Source organism: Actinoplanes sp. NPDC051859 (assembly GCF_044452725.1).
In the GTDB taxonomy this organism is placed as follows: Bacteria; Actinomycetota; Actinomycetes; order Mycobacteriales; family Micromonosporaceae; genus Actinoplanes.
Genome location: NZ_JBITBX010000002.1, coordinates 21847 through 37445, shown reverse-complemented (window position 1 = coordinate 37445; position 15599 = coordinate 21847). Strand labels below are relative to the sequence as shown.

Sequence of the window (15599 nt, the reverse complement as noted above, 5' to 3'; positions counted from 1 at the left end):
CAGGCGAGGCAGTCGCAGCGGACACCCGATCGGCCGCGGACGGCAAAGAGACGTCATCCGGCCAGCCAGGAGCATCATGCGGCCACCCCGGAACAGCATCCGCCCAGCCAGGAACAACATCCGCCCAACTCAGGACGCTCCCTGACGAAGGCATATCCCCGGACAAGGGACCGGCCCCAGAGGAGAGTGCACCCCCACGCAAAAGAGCACTCCCAGAGGAGACTGCACCCCCGAGCGGAAGGACAGTCGAGGAAGTAGCCCCCGATGAAGGAGCACCATCAAACGGAACGGCACACCCGGACGCGACGGATGGCGGTGGCAGGACCGTTCTCAGCCGGTCGCGCACCGCCTCTTCGAGGAACTCGGGGAAACTCGCCTCACGCACCCGGCGACCGTAGGGTTTCGTCGTCATTATCCGCGCCGCCGCCTGTGGACAACGGCGCATTGTGGACAACCGGGAGATCGATGAGTTCTGTGCTACGACCGGAGCTAGCCGAGGCCGTCACCCGCCTACGCGCCGCCGGCTGTGTCTTCGCTGAGGAGGAGGCCGCGGTGCTCGACGAGGCCGCCACCAGCGTCGCTGAGCTGGCGGAGCTGGTACGCCGCCGCGCCGAAGGCGAACCCCTGGAACAGGTCGTCGGGTACGCCGATTTCTGCGGCATCCGAGTCCGCCTTCGCCCCGGCGTCTTCGTCCCCCGACTCCGCAGCGAACTCCTGGTACGACTGGCTACGACACAAGCCGCCACCGCAGCGGGCGGGATCGTCGTCGACCTGTGTTGCGGCTCCGGCGCCCTGGGTCTGGCCGTACGCACCGCAACTCCCCAGATCGAGCTGCACGCCGCCGACAGCGATCCGGTAGCGGTCGCCTGCGCAGGGGAAAATCTGGGCAGCAACGTATACCGGGGTGATCTTTTCGAGGCGTTGCCCGGCGAGCTACGGGGCCGGGTCGGCATCTTGCTGGCGAATGTTCCGTACGTAGCTACCCGCCACATACCTTTCCTCCCCGCTGAGGCCCGGCTGCATGAGCCGCATACCGCGCTGGATGGCGGCCCGGACGGCTTGGACGTCTTCCGTGCTGTGGTCGGTGCCGCAGCCGAGTGGCTCGGCCCCGGCGGTGTGCTGTTGTCGGAGCTCACCGAGGACCAGATCGGACCCGCGGTCGCCGCGGTGCGGGCGGCGGGTCTCGATCCGGCGACCCACACGGACGAGGAGCTGGCAGCGACGGTCGTGACAGCCACCCGAGGGAGGCGGTAGGGTCGGCGCCCATCGACCGAGCGGAAGGGCATCAGCGCCGTGGGTTTGCTGCGGAGGATGGCCCGGGCCCGGCTGGCCGGGCAGGTCGTGAAACGGCTGCGCCGGGCCGGCGTGTCGGACGCCCGCTACCATTCCGCCTCGTTCACCGTGCGATTTGTGCGCCCCGGCGACGAGGAGCCGACTGTGCTGCGGCTCAGCGAGGTGCGCCGGGGCGGGATCGACGAGGCCGTGGCCGGGTTGTTGCGGGCGCCTGGTTCGCCGGCGACCTGGGCGGAGGCACGCCCGCTGCTGCGTCCGGTGCTGCGCGGCGCGACACCGCCCGCGGATGTCTCGGCGCCGCTGCGCCGGGCGGTATTGCCGTTTCTGGCCGAGTTCGTCGTGGTGGATCAGCCCGACACGATGACGTTCGTGAGTGCCCCGCACGGCTGGGGCGTCACGGACGACGAGGTCTTCGCCGCAGCGCGGGCCAATCTGTCGGGGGCGAAGCTGCTCGGGGCCGCGGATCAGCCGGTGGTGGTGCAGTTCGTGGACGACGGCGACGCGTACTGGACCTCGCACCTGCTGCTCGACGGCTGGCTCGCCGGGCTGGCTGAGCAGGTCGGCGGTTCTCCGGTCGCTTTCGCGCCCGAGCGGGGGACGCTGCTGGTCACCGCGGACGGCAGCGATCATCTGCCGGAGTTGTTCGCCCGGGCCGAGGCGATCTTCTTGCGCTCGCCGCGGGCCATCACCCCGATGGCGTACGCCTCGGACGAGCGCGGCCGTACGGTGCCCTATTCGGTGGAGCCGGGTTCGCCATTCTGGACGTGTGTTCGCCGGGCGGAGGCCGTGCTGGCTTCCTGGGGCTACGCGCGTCAGGCCGAGCAGCTGCCGTTGGCCGCCGAGCTGCTGATCACTCCGGACGGCCGCACGCTGGCGCTGTGGCCGACGAACGGTCCGGCCTTGTTGCCGAAGGCCGACGAGGTGCAGTACGGCGACACGGTCGTGTCCTGGTCTGAGCTCAGCGACCGGCTCACCGCGCAGGGCCTCGACCCGGAGCGCTGGCGCGCCGACTGCTGGCCCTAAACGTTGCGGCGGTGCACCACGACGCCGGCGACGCCGGGGCCGACGTGGGCCGCCACGACCGCACCGATCTCGGTGAGGTAGCAGTCGCGGAGCCGGTCGCCGAGGCGGGCCGAGACGGCGTCGGCGAGGGCGGCTGCCCGGTCGGGTGCGCCCAGGTGGTGGACGGCGATGTCGGCCTCGCCGTCGCCGGAGGCTTCCACTGCCAGGTCGACGAGCCGGCTGAGCGCGCGGCCGGCCGTGCGGACTTTGTCGCGGACGACGATGGCGCCGTCGACCACGTGCAGGATGGGTTTGACGGACAGTGCCGTGCCGAGCAGGGCTGAGGCGGCTCCGATGCGCCCGCCGCGGCGCAGGAACTCGAGAGTGTCCACATAGAACAGTGTGCTGACGCGTGCGGCATGGTCGGCTGCTGCGTCGCGTACGGAAGCGAGGGTTTCGCCTTTTTCTGCCGCGGCGGCCGCGGCCAGTGCCGCGAAGCCCAACCCCATGCCGGTGGTTTGGCTGTCGACGACCTGGACGTGCGGGCCGAGGGCGGCCGCGGCGAGCGCGGCCGCCTCGAAGGTCCCGGACAATTTCGCGGACAGATGCACGGAGACGATGCCGTCCGCCCCGGCGTCCAGAATTTTCCGGTACGCGCGGGCGAACTGCTCCGGAGCGGGTCGTGAGGTGCTGACGGCGGCGCGCCGGGCGCTGAGCGCGCGGGCGACCTCGGCGGGGGAAATTTCCTCCCCTTCGAGCCCTTCGGCGCCGTTGATGACGACGGTGAGGGGTACGACGGTCAGGTCGTAGGTGCCGTGCAACTCGGACGGCAAGTACGCGGTGGAGTCGGTGACGACCGCGACGGGCATGCGGGCACCGTAGCGGATCCGCGCCTAGTTCGCGCGGATAGCGGTGACCATGAACGGCGTGCCCTGCTGGCAGGTGCTCATCATGCCGGGTTCGGAGCGGCCGGTGACGGTGACTTTCGTGCCGACCTTGGCCGTGTTCCGCACCGATTCCTGGTCGAAGATCAGCAGGTTGTCGTCGATGAGCAGGCAGTTGGGTTCGACGCCGGCGGTGATGGTGCCGGTGATGGTCCGGCTGCCCTTCTGGACCGGCGGCTTGGCGCTCGGCGCTCCGGGGCTAGGTGCGGCGGAGCTGGGTGCGGCGGAAGGCGGCGTGGCGGAGGGCGCGCCGGGAGCCGAGGCAGCGGGGGCACCCACGGGGACGTCGGTGGTGGTGCCGCCGTTGGCGCAGCCCGCGACGGTCAGCGCGGCGACGGCGGTGGCGGCGAGAGTCATCCGTTGAATGATCATGATGACTTGGACGCTACCGCGGCCCGATCCGTTCCGCCCGCTGGCGGAACGGATCGATCGGGTTCAGATCGGCGACGGGACGGGGCGGTCCGCGAACGGTCCGACGTTGTAGGCGGCGAGCTGCCAGCCGAGGGTCTCGCTGTGGGTCAGCTCGACCCAGTGGCAGTTCTGCAGGACGCGCAGGGTGCGCAGCTGCTCCCGGGGCCAGCCCAGCAGGTGCCCGATGCCGTACCGGGCGGCGCCGCCGTGGGTCGCCACCACCACGGTGCTTCCGGCGGGCGCGGCGTCGACCGCGGCCTGCAGGGCGTCGCCGACTCGCTTGCCCAGGTCGTCGAGGGTTTCGACGCCGCCGCCGACCACGTCGGCGCCGGCCCGCCAGGCCGCATGCTCGTCGGGGCGGGTCTCGGCAACCTCGGTCATGGTCAGGCCTTGCCAGGATCCGAAGTGGCGCTCGCGCAACCGGTCGTCGTGCTGGACGGAGAGGCCGGTGAGCGCGGCGAGCGCGGCGGCGGTGTCCGAGGCGCGGCGCAGGTCACTGCTGACGAGCGCGCCGGGACGCAGCCGGACCAGCAGTTCGGCTGCGTCGACGGCCTGCTGCTCGCCCACGGCGTTCAGCGGGACGTCGGTCTGTCCCTGGACTCGGCCGGCGGCGTTCCAGTCGGTGTTGCCGTGCCGCCAGACGACGAGGCGGGTTGTGGTCATGCGGCGCCGGAGGAGTCGGCTTCGGCCAGGTCCCGGTCGACGAACGGGATGGTCGGGCAGTCCTTCCACAGCTTGTCGAGGGCGTAGAACTCCCGCTCCTCGTCATGCTGGACGTGGACCACGATGTCGACGTAGTCGAGCAGCACCCAGCGGCCCTGCCGTTCGCCTTCGCGGCGGACCGGCTTGGCCTTCTCGGGCAGGCCGAGCAGGGCTTCCTCGATGGCGTCGACGACGGAGGCCACCTGGCGTTCGTTGGACGCCGACGCGATAACGAAGGCGTCGGTGATGTAGAGCTGCTCGGCGACGTCGATGAGGACGATGTCCTGCGCCTTCTTGTCGGCAGCGGCCTGCGCCGCCGTCAGCGCGAGCTCGCGGGCGCGATCGGTGACGGGCACCGGTCTCCAATCGTTCGATGTGCAGAAGGTTCTAGCGTCTCACACCGGGCGGGCAACCCGAGTCGGACAAAGTCCCATAAAAAGGTTGTTACTCGCGGTAGAGCCGCCGTTTGGCGATGTACTGCACCACACCATCGGGTACGAGGTACCAGACCGGCTGGCCCTGGGCGACCCGCGCTCGGCAGTCACTCGACGAGATCGCCATCGCCGGCACCTCCACCAGGGTGACCGAATCATCCGGAAGATGGTCGTCCGACAGCTCGAACCCGGGCCGGGTGACCCCCACGAAATGCGCCAACGACAACATCTCCAGCGCGTCCTTCCACGACAGGATCTTGGCTAACGCGTCGGCCCCCGTGATGAAGAACAGCTCGGCGTCCGGCCCGTGGAAGGCGTGCAGATCCCGCAGCGTATCCACGGTGTAGGTCGGCCCGTCCCGGTCGATGTCGGCCCGGCTCACGTGAAAGTGCGGGTTGGACGCGGTCGCCACGACGGTCATCAGGTAGCGGTCCTCAGCCGGGCTGACCTGCCCTTTCTGCCATGGCTGACCGGTCGGCACGAAGACCACCTCGTCCAACTCGAACCGGCTCTGCACCTCACTCGCCGCCACCAGGTGACCGTGGTGGATCGGGTCGAAGGTGCCGCCCATGATCCCGATCCGTCGCCGCCGCATCGGCGCATCCTAGATCAAAGGCCAGATCAGCCGTCGAGCCGCTTGCGTACGGCCGACAGCAGATCCTCAGCCGTGAACGGCTTCTCCAACAGCGCCACGCCGGGATCAAGGGTGCCCTTGGAGGCGAGCACCGGTTGCGCGTAGCCGGACATGAAGAGGACCCGGGTGTCCGGCCGCGCATCGGTGATCCGCTCGGCCAGTTCCTTCCCCAGCATGCCGGGCATCACGACGTCGCTGACCAGCAGGTCGATCACGCCCTCATGCAGCCGGGCCAGTTCCAGCGCAGTCGCGCCACCGTCCGCGGACAGCACCCGGTAGCCCGCGCCGGACAAGATGCGGTCCACCACGTCACGCAGGGCCGACTCGTCATCGACGACCAGCAGGGTCTCCCCGCTGCCGGCCGTAGCGGCGGGCTGATGCTGCGGCTCCGGTTCCGGCTTCGCGCCCTCCGAGACGGGCAGCAGCACGGTCACCGTAGTGCCGACGCCGGGCTCGGAGGCGAGGCTGACGCTGCCGCCAGCCTGGGTGACGATGCCGTAGACGGTGGCGAGCCCCAGCCCGGCCGCCTCGTGGTTCGGCTTCGTGGTGAAGAACGGCTCGAAGGCGCGCTCGACCACCTCGTGGGACATCCCGCGGCCGGAGTCGGAGATCCGCAGCCGGACATAATCCCCGGCTGCAAGTTCTGGATGCTCGTCTGCAGCCAGGTGGGAGCACGCCGTATCGATCACCAGGTTGCCCCCCGACGGCATGGCGTCGCGCGCGTTACCGGCCAGGCTGAGCAGCAGTTGCTCAATCTGCGCCGGATCGCAGGTGACCGCCGGGAGGGTGTCGGCGGGCCGGAGAATCAGCCGCACATCCTTGCCGATCTCCTTGCGCAGGGCGTTCTCGGCCGACTCGACCGCCCGGTTCAGGTCCATCACCTGCGGGCGGATCACCTCCCGCCGGGCGAACTTCAGCAGCTGGGAGGTGAGTCCGGTGCCGCGCTCCCCCGCCTTGATCACCTGGCGGGCGTCCGCCGCAATCGTCTTCACATCCGGCGCCGGCGCCTCGGTCTCCTCCACGACAAAATTCGCGTAGTTGACGATCACGCCCAGCAGATTGTTGAAGTCGTGCGCGACCCCGCCGGCCAGCTTGCCGAGCGCCTCCAGCCGCGCGCTGCGCTGACCGAGTGCCTCTGCCTTGAGCTGGTTACGCCCAGTGACATCGCGGATCATCGCGATGGTCAGCCGGCCGTCCGGGGTGTTCAGGTGGCCCAACGACGCCTCGGCCGGGAACTCCACGCCGTCGTGCCGGCGCGCCTGCACGACCACGGTGCCGGTCGAGCCGGTGAACGCACCGCGTACCGAATCGGTCAGCAGCACCTCGGCGTCCCGCCCGACCAGCTCGTCCCGCGACCAGCCGAAGATCTTCTCCGCCCGGTCGTTGACCAGGACGATACGTTCGGAGTCCAGCACCACGATCGCGTCCGGGGCGGCCTGAAGCACTCCCCCGCACAGCTCCTCGGACCATTCCACTTGCCGAGGCTATCGGCTGCAACCGGAGGCTAGCGGCCGAATCACACACCCCGGGCCAGCAACGCACGGCGAACATCGTCGTCGCCATCCGTGACGACGCGGCGCACGATCGACGGCACGCCTTCGGCCGCCAACAGCTCCGCGGCCAGCTCCCGCGTCCGCGGCGCGACCACCACCGCCGGGTACGCGGCAACGGCCACCCGCTCCCCGCTCATCCCGGTACGCCGTTCGACCAACCCCACCACCTCGGCGAAGTACCGCTCGACGTAGGGGGCGACGAGGTCCAGCTGCTCGGGCTGCCAGAAGCCGCGCGCGGTGGCCTCCAGAATGCGGTTGGACGCTTCCGAGTCGTGCAGGATCAACTCCCACGCCCGAGCCTTGGCCTCGGCGTCGGGCAGCGCGGCCCGGCACTTGGCCGCCGCCTGCTCACCCAGGGCGCTACGGTCGGCCGCCAGCTCCGCCTCAATCCGGTCCGCGCCCGCCGTGCCCAGCACCACCAGGCGGTACAGGATCAGCCAGCGCAGGTCCGCGTCCACGGCCACACCCTCGGGCACGTTCTCCCCGACCAGCCAGCCGTTCAGGCGTACGGTGTCGATGCTCGCGCCGATCAGGCCGCGCACTCCCGCGAGCTGCCGCGAACTGCCCGGCTCGGCCGCGGCCACCAGTCGGTCGCAGGCCTGGGCCAGCAGCTCCAACGCGGCCGGCCGGGTCTCCGGCGTCGGATAGCGGTCCACCAGCGCCCGGCTCATCTGCAGCACGTCCTCCACCACGGTCACCTCCCGCTCGACCGGCAGGGCCGCCAGCACCAGCGTGACCAGCTCAGCCACCGGCCGCTCCGCGTCGGTGACGGCGTCCAACACCGCACCCCAGACCAACGCCCGGGTCAACGAGTCCGCCAACAGCGGCAGGATCATCGGTACGGCGTCAGCCGAGGCGGCATCCAGCCGGACCTTCGCGTACGTGAGGTCGCCGTCGTTGACGAGCAGCAGATCGGCGACGGGTTCCCCGGTGAGCTCGGGCAGCGGCGTGCGGCCGTTGTCCCGCTCCGGATCCACCTCCACCTCGAGCAGCCGGCGCTGGGTGACCACACCGTCGGCGCCGTGGTCGTAGAGCCCGACACAAAGTTTGTGCGGCCGCAGCGTCGGATACTCGTCGGGGGCTGTCTGCACCAGCGTGACCTGGGCGTACCGGCCGTCGTCGGTGCGCTCGACCTCGGCGCGCAGGGTGTTGAGCTGGGCGCGGCGCAGCCACACCTCGGCCCAGGCGGTCAGGTCGCGGCCGCTCGCCCGGGAGATCGCGCCGAGCAGGTCGGCCAGGGTCGCGTTTCCGTACGCGTGCGCCGCGAAGTGCTCGTTGAGCCCGGCCATGAACGCCTTGTCGCCGACGTAGGCGACCAGCTGACGCAGGACCGCGGCGCCCTTCGCGTACGAAATGCCGTCGAAGTTGAGCAGTGCGAGGGCGGTGTCGTCGACGTCGCTGGGCGCCACCGGATGGGTCGACGGGCGCTGGTCGGCGCGCATGCCCCAGGCCTTGCGCTGCATCGCGAACGTCGTCCAGGTCTCGGTGAACTGGGTCGCCTCGGCGGCGATCCGGGTGCCGAGGTACTCGGCGAACGACTCGTTCAGCCACAGGTCGTCCCACCAGGCCATGGTGACCAGGTCGCCGAACCACTGGTGGGCCATCTCGTGGGCGATCACCATGGCCCGGGTCTCGCGCTCCGCGTCGGTCACCGCGGACCGGAAGATGAACTCGTCCCGGAAGACGACGATGCCCGGATTCTCCATCGCGCCGAAGTTGAACTCGGGCACGAACGCCTGCCCGTAGTGGCCGAACGGGTACCGCACGTCGAACAGCTCGTGATAGCGGTCGAAGCACTGCTTGGTGACCGTGAACAGCTCCTCCGCCTGCGCATCCAGGTGCTCGGCGAGCGCCTGCCGGCAGTACAGCGCGAGCGGAATGCCGTCGTGCTCGTCGGTCCGCACGTGGTACGGCCCCGCGACCAGCGAGATCAGGTACGTCGACAGCGGCTTCGTCGGCGCGAACTGCCACCGCCCGCCGGCTGCGGCACCCGCCTGCTCGCCGTTGGCCGCCACCAGCCAGCCATCGGGTGCAACGACGTTCAATGTAACCGGCGCCTTCAGGTCGGGCTGGTCAAAGCAGGGGAAGATCCGGCGCGCGCCGTCGAGAAACATGTGCGCGTACAGGTAGACCCGCTGGTCAGCGGGGTCCACGAAGCGGTGCAGACCCTCGCCGGTGTTCGAGTAGCGCATCTGGCCCTCGACCACCAGCTCGTTGACCGCCGCGAGACCGGTCAACGCCAGCCGCTCGTCCGCCAGCGCCGACGCCGCCAGCGGCACACCGTTGAGCGTCGCGGACACCAACTCCGCGGGCTCCAGCTCCACGAATGCGTCGCTGCCGGGCGTGGCATCGAAGCCGAGCACCGTCCGTGAGAAGAACGTGTCACCGCCCCCGGTGAGGTCGAGGGCGATGTCGTACCCGGTCACGGTGATCGTGGCAGCTCGGGCGGTAGCCTCGGCGCGCGTCAAACTCGGCATGCCGAACATCATGGCTCATCGAGCCACGACCTACGCGCCCGCGTCCTCTTCCTCGTCATCGGTGATCAAGACAGGCTTAGCGGACATCGCGACCGTGGTGACGGTGCCGTCTTCGTCCATGTGCAGGAGCTCGTCGTCCGAGCGGACCCGGCGAGCCTTGCGGGCCGCGAGTCGCTGGGCGGCGGTGAGGCGGTTGGGGTCTTCCTCGAGGCGGGAGTCGGTGCCGCGTGGGCCGGAGACGTAGTCGCCGCTGTTCGGCTGCCAGTCGAACTCCTGCTCAGCGATGCGGACGGGATCGCCGGCCTTGGCGCCCTTCTTGGCTAGGGCTGCCTCGACGCCGAGGCGCTCCAGCCGGTCCGCGAGGTAGCCGATCGCCTCGTCGTTGTCGAAGTTCGTCTGCTTGATCCAGCGCTCGACCTGGATGCCGCGCACCACGAACACGCCGTCGGCGTCCTGCTCGATGGTGAAGCCCTTCTCGTCGACCGCACGCGGGCGGACGATGGCGCGGGTCGGCTCGGGCTCCGGCTTGGCGAGCCGGTGCGCGGCGACGGCCTCGGCGAGGGCGTACAGGAACTCCTTGAGGCCTTCGCGGGTGATCGCGCTGACCTCGAAGACGCGCAGGCCGCGGGCCTCCAGGTCGGGGCGGACCATCTCGGCGAGGTCGCGGCCGTCCGGGATGTCGATCTTGTTGAGGACGACCATCCGGGGCCGGTCCGCCAACCCGCCGTACGCGCTCAGCTCCGCCTCGATGGCGTCCAGGTCGGCGATCGGGTCACGCTCGATCTCCAGCGCCGCCGCATCCAGGACGTGGACCAGCACGGAGGTGCGCTCGATGTGCCGCAGGAACTCCAGCCCGAGGCCCTTGCCGGTGGCCGCCCCGGGGATCAGGCCGGGCACGTCGGCGACCGTGAAGATGTTCTCGCCGGCCTGCACCACCCCGAGGTTGGGCACCAACGTGGTGAACGGATAGTCGGCGATCTTCGGCTTGGCGGCGGAGATGACCGAGATCAGCGAGGACTTGCCAGCCGACGGGAAGCCGACCAGGCCGACGTCGGCGACGCTCTTGAGCTCCAGCACCACGTCGAGGTGGTCGCCGGGCTCGCCCAGCTCGGCGAAGCCGGGCACCTTGCGGCGGGTGTTGGCCAGCGAGGCGTTGCCGCGCCCGCCCCGACCGCCGCGGGCCGCTTCGAAGGTGGTGCCCTCGCCGATCAGGTCGGCGATGACTTCGCCGTCCGGGGTCTGCACGACCGTGCCGTCCGGCACCTTGATCACGAGGTCGCCGCCGTTGGCGCCGTCCCGGTTGTCACCCATCCCGCCGACGCCGTTCGTCGCCTTGATGTGCGGGCGGAAGTGGAAATCGAGCAGCGTGTGCTGCTGCGGGTCGACGACGAGGGTGATGCCTCCGCCGTGCCCGCCGTTGCCACCGTCAGGGCCACCGAGCGGCTTGAACTTCTCCCGCTTCACGGACACACAGCCGTGACCGCCGTCACCTGCCTGCAGGTGCAGCACTACCCGGTCGACGAACGTAGCCACTTCGGCACTCCCACTACTGCTGGATCTGAACAAAGACAGCGGGCCGCGGACCCCGGAAGGTCCACGGCCCGCTGCGACGCTGCGTGAGCGGCGGTCTTACTCGGCCGCTGCCGCGACCGGCACGATGCTGATGGTCTTGCGACCACGCTTGTGACCGAAGAGCACGTTGCCCGCGGCGAGCGCGAACAGCGTGTCGTCGCCACCGCGGCCGACCAGGTCGCCCGGGTGGAACTTCGTGCCGCGCTGGCGGACGATGATCTCGCCGGCGTTGACCAGCTGGCCGCCGAACCGCTTCACACCGAGCCGCTGAGCGGCGGAGTCACGGCCGTTCCGCGAGCTTGATGCACCCTTTTTGTGAGCCATGGCGGTTCGCCCCTACTTCCCGCTGGAGATGCCGGTCACCTTCACCAGCGTCAGCGGCTGGCGGTGCCCCTGGCGCTTGTGGTAGCCGGTCTTGTTCTTGAACTTGTGGATCCGGATCTTCGGACCCTTGGTGTGCTCGGCGATCTCGCCGGACACCGTCACCTTGGCAAGCTTGGCCGCATCGGTCACCAGGTTGTCACCGTCGACGAGGAGGACCGCGGCGAGCTTGAGCGCATCGCCGGGCGCACCCGCGAGCTTCTCGACCTCGATGACGTCGCCCTCGGCAACCTTGTACTGCTTGCCGCCGGTCTTGACGATCGCGTACATCGGACGCGGACTCCCTGAGACTTACGCAGCGGAACATCGCTGCTTGGCGGATGTAACTCGTGGTCCCGGCGCGGAAAATGACTCGCGCACGAGAACACGGCGCTTGAAAAAGCGCCGACAGATAGCGTACTTCATCAGCGGCGCGTCGCCCAAACCGGGGAGCGCTCAGGCGGTACCGCAGGCCTTGGCCAGGGTTTCCTGCAGCCCGGCGAACTTGTCCGGGTCGAGCTTGCGAACGTCACCCTCCAACGCCGAGACCTCTTTACCCATCGCCGACAGGGCCTGCTTGAGGTCCGACTCCGAAGCGAGCTTCGCCATGTCGTTCAGCGCAGCCGCGTAGTTCTGCACGTCCCGGTTGGTCTTCTGCTGCGCCTTGGTCACCGCGGCCTTGTCCTGCGACGTCTCGGCGTCGATGAGCAGTTTCAGGTCCTCGGCGAACTTCTTGGCGGCCTCGCTGCCCGTCCGCGCCGCCTGATCGCAGATCGCCTTGGAGTTGCCCTTCAGCGCGACGTCACCGCCTGCTCCCGCAGAGCCCGCCGGGGCGGGAGTGGCACTGCCACCCGGAGCCGCGGATGCCGCCTGAGAAGCAGGCGCAGCAGCGGGCTGATCGTCGGACTTGTCGGCAGAGCAGGCGCCGAGCAGGAGAACGGCGCCGCTCAGGGCGGTGGCGCACAGCAGGCGTCGCATGATGATCCGGGCTCCTTGTGGCCAGGGCGGGGCGGGAAAACTGAGGGTACACACGCCGAAAGGCCCCGGTGGCGCACCGGGGCCTTTCGATCTGTAGCCGTTACGGGCGGGTCCGCCGCCGGGAGCCGCCGCGCCGCGAGCGCCTGCGGCCGCCCGCGCCGGCACCGACCGGCTCGTCGTCCTCGTCATCGTCGTCGTCCGCAGCGTCCGGGTCGTCGGCCCCGGTCAGCTGCATCGGCTCCTCGGCGTACGAGGTGCCGTTCGTTTCGTAGCGGGAGAGGTCGTAGCCGCTGATGTCGTAGTCGTCGTCAGCCGCGCTGGTGGTGACCTGCGGCGTTCGGGTGATCACGCCAGACCCGGCCGGCGGGAGACCAGCCGTCTCGGCCACCGGGTCCTCGGTCACGTGCGGCATCTCCGCAGCGGCCACGTCGGTCTGCGGAGTCTCGACCTGCGGCGCCTCGAGCGGGGCCGTGTCGCTGCCGCCACCCCGGCGCCGCCGAGACCGCGAAGAGGAACCGGACGAAGCCTGCGGGGCCGGCGAGGACGGCGCCTCGGTCCGGGCCGCCGCGGCGACGGCCTTGACCTGGTTGGCCGCGCCGCTACCGCCGTTACCGCCATTGCCACCGCTGCCGGGCGAACGCTTCTCCGCCACGGGCTCGGTGTGAATGACCAGGCCACGGCCCTTGCAGTGCTCACAGTTCTCACTGAAAGCCTCGAGCAGCCCGGCGCCGATCCGCTTACGGGTCATCTGCACCAGGCCCAGCGACGTGATCTCGGTGACCTGGTGCTTGGTCCGGTCCCGGCCCAGGCACTCGGTGAGCCGGCGCAGCACCAGCTCACGGTTGCTCTCCAACACCATGTCGATGAAGTCGATGACCACGATGCCACCGAGGTCACGCAGGCGCAGCTGCCGTACGGTCTCCTCGGCCGCCTCCAGGTTGTTGCGGGTGACCGTCTCTTCCAGGTTGCCGCCCGCACCGGTGTACTTACCGGTGTTGACGTCGACGACGGTCATCGCCTCAGTCCGGTCGATCACCAGGTGTCCGCCGGAGGGCAGGAACACCTTGCGGTCGAGCCCCTTGAGGATCTGCTCGTCGATCCGCTTGTCGGCGAAGACGTCCCCCGTGCCGGTGTGCCGGTGCAGGCGCTCCTTCAGGTCCGGGGAGACCGACTCGAGATAGTCCTCGATTTCGTCGTACGCCCGCTCGCCCTGCACGATCAGCTCGCGGAAGTCTTCGTTGAAGAGGTCCCGGACGACCCGGATGACCAGGTCGGGCTCTTCCGAGAGGGGCCGCGGCGCGTTGCCCTCGGCGGCCTTGGCCTGGATGTCCTCCCACTGCGCCTGCAGGCGCCGGACGTCGCGCTCGAGCTCTTCTTCCGAGGCGCCTTCCGCAGCCGTCCGCACGATGACGCCCGCGCCGTCCGGCACGAGCTTCTTCAGCACGTCACGCAGGCGCTTGCGCTCGTTGTCGGGCAGCTTGCGGCTGATGCCGGAGGCGTTGCCGTTGGGCACGTAGACCAGGTGCCGGCCGGAGAGCGCGATGTGGCTGCTGAGCCGGGCGCCCTTGTGCCCGATCGGGTCCTTGGTGACCTGCACCAGCACCGAGTCGCCGGAACGCAGCGCCTGCTCGATGGAGCGGGCCCGGCCTTCCAGCCCGGTGGCGTCCCAGTTGACCTCGCCGGCGTACAGCACGGCGTTGCGGCCGCGGCCGACGTCGACGAACGCGGCTTCCATGCTCGGCAGCACGTTCTGCACCTTGCCGAGGTAGACGTTGCCGACCATGGTGCCGGAGGTGGACCGCGAGACGTAGTGCTCGACCAGGATGCCGTCTTCGAGCACGGCGATCTGGGTGCGGTCCGGCTTCTGCCGGACGACCATGACCCGGTCGACCGCCTCGCGGCGGGCCAGGAACTCCGACTCGCTCAGGATCGGCGGGCGGGTGCGGCGCTGCTCGCGGCCGTCCCGGCGACGCTGGCGCTTGGCCTCCAGCCGGGTCGAGCCCGACACGCCCTGCACCTCATCGCTGCGGCGCGGCTCGCGCACCCGCACGACGGTGTGCACGCCGTCCTCGACCCCGCCGGTCTCGGTGTCGCCGGAACCCTTGCGGCGGCGCCGGCGCCGGCGGCGGGTGACCCCGTCGCCCTCGTCGGTTTCCTCGTCTTCGCTGTCCGTCTCGGCCTCGGCCTCGGCAGCGCCGTTCTCGTCGGTCTCGTCGCCCTCGTCGGCCGGTCCCTTGCCCCGGCCCCGGCCACGACGGCCCCGGCGGCGACGCCGGCGGCCCGCCTCCTCGTCGTCTTCGTCCTCGTCGGCGGCGCCGTCCTCGACGTCGTCGGCGGTCTCGTCGGCTTCTTCCAGCGCGGGCTGCTCGGCGACGGCCTCGTCGACCTCCGCTGCGGCGCCGCGGCGCCGACGCCGGCTCCTGCGGACACCCTCGGCGGGTTCTTCCTCCGCTGTCTCGGCGACAGCGTCGGCCTCGACCGGCGTCGCAGCAGCCGGCTCCAGCACCGGCTCAGTGACGGCGGCAGCGGTGGTGCCGCGCCGGGTGCGGCGCAGCGCGGGCGCCGGCTCAGCGTCGGGCTCCGGCGGCATGAAGAGTACGGCCGGAGGCAGCGCGGCCTTCCGGCTCCGCCGACGGGTGGGGGCCTCCTCGACGAGCTCGTCGTCCAGGGGCAGCACGCCGACCACCGGCACCGCGGCGGAGGTCTGCTCCGCGACCGGCTCGGTGACCTGCTCGTCTTCCTCTTCTTCGACTGCTTCGGCGACCAGGCTGTCCGGCTCCGGTGCCGGTGCCGGTGTCGCCACGACCGGGATCGGCAGCTCCTCCGGGGCGGCGGCGGGAACTGCCTTCTTCCGGGCGCGACTGCGGGTGGCCTTCACCGGGGTGGGAGCCTCGGCCGCATCGGCGTCGGCAGGAGTATCAGCCTCCGGGGCGGCGGCTGCCGGAGCGGCCTTCTTCCGCGCACGGCTGCGGGTCGCCTTCACCGGGGCGGGAGCTTCGGCAGCCGCGGCCGCGTCGACGGCGTTCGCCGCCTCGTCGGCCGCTCCGGGCTCGGCGCCCGGCGCATCGACCGGGACGGTCACGGACGTGTCAGCCGCCGCGACCGCCTTGCGGCGCGGGGCCCGCGTCCGGCGAGCGGGCGCAGCGGTGGTGCTGTCGGCGGCATCGACGGAAGGAGGTGCGGACACCTCTTCCCGTTCACCGCCCTGTGGCTCGTTTTCGAGCATCGGGCGCTCTCCA

The 15599-nt window shown here is 70.5% G+C and carries 14 protein-coding genes; 2 read left to right on the top strand and 12 right to left on the bottom strand.

All coding sequences use genetic code 11. The features are described from left to right. Positions 1-465: 465 nt before the first annotated feature. On the top strand, positions 466-1254 hold the full coding sequence (locus ACIA1L_RS04030; RefSeq protein WP_396071031.1) for a putative protein N(5)-glutamine methyltransferase: 789 nt from the start codon (positions 466-468) through the stop codon (positions 1252-1254). Between the two features lie 57 nt (positions 1255-1311). Then, positions 1312-2316 carry a hypothetical protein gene (locus ACIA1L_RS04025; protein ID WP_396071030.1) on the top strand — a complete coding sequence of 335 codons (1005 nt, stop codon included), beginning with the start codon at positions 1312-1314 and terminating at the stop codon, positions 2314-2316. Here the strand turns inward: ACIA1L_RS04025 and ACIA1L_RS04020 are convergent. The 12 genes from ACIA1L_RS04020 to ACIA1L_RS03965 form a co-directional block, all read right to left on the bottom strand. Further along, complete coding sequence (locus ACIA1L_RS04020) at positions 2313-3164, bottom strand: DegV family protein (RefSeq protein WP_396071029.1); 852 nt, start codon at positions 3162-3164, stop codon at positions 2313-2315. The genes ACIA1L_RS04025 and ACIA1L_RS04020 overlap by 4 nt on opposite strands. 24 nt (positions 3165-3188) lie before the next feature. Then, positions 3189-3611, bottom strand: a complete 423-nt coding sequence (locus tag ACIA1L_RS04015) for a hypothetical protein (RefSeq protein ID WP_396071028.1) — start codon at positions 3609-3611, stop codon at positions 3189-3191. Positions 3612-3674: 63 nt separating this feature from the next. After that, positions 3675-4313: a histidine phosphatase family protein gene (locus ACIA1L_RS04010; protein ID WP_396071027.1), complete on the bottom strand. Its 639-nt coding sequence runs from the start codon at positions 4311-4313 to the stop codon at positions 3675-3677. Further along, positions 4310-4708 (bottom strand): ribosome silencing factor, encoded by a 399-nt coding sequence (gene rsfS, locus ACIA1L_RS04005; RefSeq protein WP_396071026.1) that lies wholly within the window; start codon positions 4706-4708, stop codon positions 4310-4312. The genes ACIA1L_RS04010 and rsfS overlap by 4 nt, the downstream gene beginning before the upstream one ends. A gap of 88 nt (positions 4709-4796) precedes the next feature. Further along, the gene (nadD, locus tag ACIA1L_RS04000; protein WP_396071025.1) at positions 4797-5381 is read right to left on the bottom strand and encodes a nicotinate-nucleotide adenylyltransferase; all 585 of its coding nucleotides are present in this window, start codon (positions 5379-5381) and stop codon (positions 4797-4799) included. 26 nt (positions 5382-5407) lie between these two features. Then, positions 5408-6895, bottom strand: a complete 1488-nt coding sequence (locus ACIA1L_RS03995; protein WP_396071024.1) for an ATP-binding protein — start codon at positions 6893-6895, stop codon at positions 5408-5410. A 41-nt stretch (positions 6896-6936) separates the two neighbouring features. After that, positions 6937-9450, bottom strand: coding sequence for an aminopeptidase N (gene pepN / locus ACIA1L_RS03990; RefSeq protein WP_396071023.1), 2514 nt, complete (start codon positions 9448-9450; stop codon positions 6937-6939). A 30-nt stretch (positions 9451-9480) separates the two neighbouring features. Next, positions 9481-10983: a GTPase ObgE gene (obgE, locus tag ACIA1L_RS03985; RefSeq protein ID WP_396071022.1), complete on the bottom strand. Its 1503-nt coding sequence runs from the start codon at positions 10981-10983 to the stop codon at positions 9481-9483. 96 nt (positions 10984-11079) lie between these two features. After that, positions 11080-11346: a 50S ribosomal protein L27 gene (rpmA, locus tag ACIA1L_RS03980; RefSeq protein ID WP_015619591.1), complete on the bottom strand. Its 267-nt coding sequence runs from the start codon at positions 11344-11346 to the stop codon at positions 11080-11082. A 12-nt stretch (positions 11347-11358) separates the two neighbouring features. Continuing rightward, positions 11359-11673 (bottom strand): 50S ribosomal protein L21, encoded by a 315-nt coding sequence (rplU, locus tag ACIA1L_RS03975; RefSeq protein ID WP_396071021.1) that lies wholly within the window; start codon positions 11671-11673, stop codon positions 11359-11361. Between the two features lie 165 nt (positions 11674-11838). Beyond that, positions 11839-12360, bottom strand: a complete 522-nt coding sequence (locus tag ACIA1L_RS03970) for a hypothetical protein (protein ID WP_396071020.1) — start codon at positions 12358-12360, stop codon at positions 11839-11841. Between the two features lie 100 nt (positions 12361-12460). Then, positions 12461-15586: an Rne/Rng family ribonuclease gene (locus ACIA1L_RS03965; RefSeq protein WP_396071019.1), complete on the bottom strand. Its 3126-nt coding sequence runs from the start codon at positions 15584-15586 to the stop codon at positions 12461-12463. Between the last annotated feature and the right edge of the window lie 13 nt (positions 15587-15599).